The following is a 2,943-nucleotide window of genomic DNA, read 5'->3' on the forward strand; positions in this document are numbered from 1 at the left end:
AAGCCGATCAATAGACTCCTTGCACCAAGGAATAACAACTTGGCTGACATAATCAGCATCAATTTTTGCGTTGGCGACTTGTACACCACTTAGCATGGTAATAGGGATTGACCAGACTTCACCTTTGTTGACCGCAGACAACTTACCAAAGCCTGACGTCTTATCACCCTGTAAATTCAAGAGAAATTTATTGGACTCTTTTTGATCTGTCGTTGGCGTCCAATAAGATTCCGTCTTTGTCGAGTTATACCCAAGAAAAATTAACATCCGAGCCTTGCTTCGAGGAGTTCCTGTAAAACGCATCCAGTTAGAACCTTTCTGCGTTCTAAAAAGATAAACTTCATTCGGAGTAATAATTGTTCCCAGGCTAATAGCCGTGGCGTCAGCGAGTTCCATCTCCCCCCCCTTAAATTGCCGTAACACGTTGCAGAGAGATGTCCATTTTCACGGGAACGCCGGGAATGCTGCCCTGTCCGCGTATCTTGTCGCCTTCCACCGTTCCAGTAATGGTCAACTCATTTCCGCCGCCGCCCATGTTGTACCCGCCTTGCGTATGCTGAACGCGGGTCAGTTTTGCCGAAAGCGTTGCGCCGGAAACCGTGTATGTTCCATAAAACGCATGGGTCGTGTCGCCGCCGTAGATTTTCCCGTTGTCCATGAACACAATGCCTTCGCTCCTGTCCCCCGGAACACTGTAAACCGCCTTATAAAGTCCGTTCATTCGCCGCGCTCCTTGTATAGAGTTTTTTTAGAGTTATGCACTCGGCGATATCAGCCAACGCAACGGAGAGAATGTTTTGCATATCATCGCGTAATAACGGGAAATAAAAGTACAGAGAAGCCTTTACGCCTTCGGCCCCGCCTGCTTCTTGACCAGCGGTGAAGCCCTGCCGCTATCAATCCGCGCCGCGATCCTGTCCATCATCTCGCCGGGCTTGACACCCAACGCCTGGGCCACGGCAATGAACATCTCCAAGGATGGATACCGCTGCCCACTCTCCATGTACGATATATAGCTCCGGGCCATATCCAGCCGCTCGGCTACCTGATCCTGCGATAAGCCCTTCTCCGTGCGGATTTCCCGCAATACGACGCTGAAGGCGTCTGTCTTGATGCGCTTTTTTGCCATGCTCGCATCATATCGGAGATGCATGGAAGTGTTCGTAATCTACAAGATTACGCTATCTTGTTGCTTACGATGTTCCGTGCATTCCTCGCCGTTTTCCTTGTGCTCATTCTTGCGCCTTCCATCACGCATGCATGGCCCGCCAGGGTCGTCCAGGTGACGGACGGCGACACGATCACGGTCGAGCCGAAGAGCGGCGGGGAGCGGGTGAAGGTCCGACTCCACGGGATCGACGCTCCGGAACTCATACAGTCCTCCGGAGAGGCAGCAAGGGCCTTCGCCCATGCCGTCGCGCTTTATGTGACGGTCGATGTCCAGGAGACTCCGCAACGGCGGGACCGTTACGGCCGGACCGTGGCCGTCGTTTTTGGCTCTGGTCAACCCTAAATAGCGTCAACTACCATTTTACCCGTGCCTACCATTGTAGGCACAATTATCCGCGCCTTCGACAGCCCAGGATGTCAAACAAATTTCACCTACTCGTCTATAATACCTGGATATGACAGGCAGACGAGAAAAAAAGAGTCCATATTTTGGCGAAATATTACGCGCTTACAGGCTTGAAAGGCAGCTCACGCAAGAGCAACTTAGTGAGCGGGTAGACGTTTTACGGAGTTTCATAAGCTCACTTGAAAACGGTACACGACAGCCTAGCTTTGAAATGATTTTTCGTCTTGCCAAAGCCCTGGACATACCCCCCGGAAAACTACTTGATCCCGTTGCGGAGAAGATGGAGCAAAAGTAGCTACCGCTCCAGATTTTGCGGTTTCCTGTTCAGGGCTTTTTCAATATTTCGTTCCAGCCGTATGATTTTATTCCCCTCCACATGCAGACTTTTCCCCCATTTTTTCTGTGCGTAGCGGACAGCTACATGCCGGGCGGTATCATTATTGCCTGAAAAGAAAAGCTCCTTCCCGCTATCCAGAATCCTCCCGCCTTCGGGCAGGGAAAAAATGACGGTTCCCTTGCGATCTACTGTTGCCGAGAAACCGCGTATGTGTGCCGCTTCCTCTGCGGCAAGCTGTTCCATCCGTAAAACGGCCAAAAGCTGTTTTTTCCCCTGGGCGCTCACATTTTTATTCTCCAGGGCGGCAAGTTCCTTGGCCGCATATTCAGACCGGATTTCCGCACGGTTCGTTGCAAACTGATCTTTGCCGTGCTGTGACCAATCTTTTGCCACGGCTGCTTGCGACTCCCGATCCGGCTCCGCTACCTCTCGCTTGGATCGCAAAATGGCTAAAGCTGTTTCATTGCCCTGGTCGGCCTTGTGTTGCAGAAAGCCATTCCATGAAGTGAAAGGGATTTCTCCGCGTAGGGCCTCACGGGGAGACTGAAAGGGCAGTTTCGCCCTGGCGGTTTCCTCGACTTCATGTTTTCGGGCTAGTTGCAGCAGATTGCGGCGGTTCTTTTTGCCTATATTCAGCCTTTCCAGTTCCCCGCGCTTGGCTGCCCATTTTTCCTTGATTGCCGCAAGCGTAGCGTTTTCTTCCTCTTTGACGGCAGCCAAGCCGGTTTTGCGCTTTCCAATGCCTTGTTGATACTCCGCATACAAAGTGCCGCGCTCCGGTGATCGGTGTAGAGGGGTGTGCTGGTAGCGGCTTTGCTCCGTCACATTTTCCAAGCCCTGCGCCGGAAGGCATTTCCCCAATTTTTCTTCAAGCCTTTTCAGTGACAAATCTCTACTTACCGTGCTGGCCTTTACTGTATGCCGTTGGTTATGGCGATCAGCTATGACCAGACCGCTGCCGTGGGGTTTTATCTCCATACCATAGCGGGCAAGTTCCTCATGGAGCGTTTGCCAATCCGGTGCCGCTGGC

6 protein-coding genes are annotated in these 2,943 nt (G+C 52.1%); 2 read left to right on the plus strand and 4 right to left on the minus strand.

The genetic code is table 11. The features are described 5' to 3' along the window. The 3 genes from QZ377_RS12330 to QZ377_RS12340 all read right to left on the minus strand — a co-directional run. Nucleotides 1-396 (minus strand): hypothetical protein (locus QZ377_RS12330; protein WP_291441505.1); only part of this gene is annotated, 396 nt, incomplete at its 3' end. A 10-nt stretch (nt 397-406) separates the two neighbouring features. Then, nucleotides 407-721, minus strand: a complete 315-nt coding sequence (locus QZ377_RS12335) for a hypothetical protein (RefSeq protein WP_291441506.1) — start codon at nt 719-721, stop codon at nt 407-409. 123 nt (nt 722-844) lie between these two features. Next, nucleotides 845-1,129 (minus strand): helix-turn-helix transcriptional regulator, encoded by a 285-nt coding sequence (locus QZ377_RS12340; RefSeq protein ID WP_291441509.1) that lies wholly within the window; start codon nt 1,127-1,129, stop codon nt 845-847. Nucleotides 1,130-1,198: 69 nt separating this feature from the next. Between QZ377_RS12340 and QZ377_RS12345 the strand changes: the two genes are divergently transcribed. Both QZ377_RS12345 and QZ377_RS12670 read left to right on the plus strand, forming a co-directional pair. Beyond that, a complete protein-coding gene (locus QZ377_RS12345) occupies nt 1,199-1,513 on the plus strand; it encodes a thermonuclease family protein (protein ID WP_291441511.1) in 315 nt (104 codons plus the stop codon). 112 nt (nt 1,514-1,625) lie between these two features. Continuing rightward, the gene (locus QZ377_RS12670; protein ID WP_365855128.1) at nt 1,626-1,871 is read left to right on the plus strand and encodes a helix-turn-helix transcriptional regulator; all 246 of its coding nucleotides are present in this window, start codon (nt 1,626-1,628) and stop codon (nt 1,869-1,871) included. On the opposite strand, the gene QZ377_RS12350 is transcribed toward QZ377_RS12670, so the two are convergent. Further along, nucleotides 1,872-2,943: relaxase/mobilization nuclease domain-containing protein (locus tag QZ377_RS12350; RefSeq protein WP_365855131.1), on the minus strand; the 1,072-nt coding region annotated here is incomplete at its 5' end.

The sequence above is a fragment of the Desulfovibrio sp. genome, assembly GCF_019424165.1.
Taxonomy (GTDB): Bacteria; Desulfobacterota; Desulfovibrionia; order Desulfovibrionales; family Desulfovibrionaceae; genus Desulfovibrio.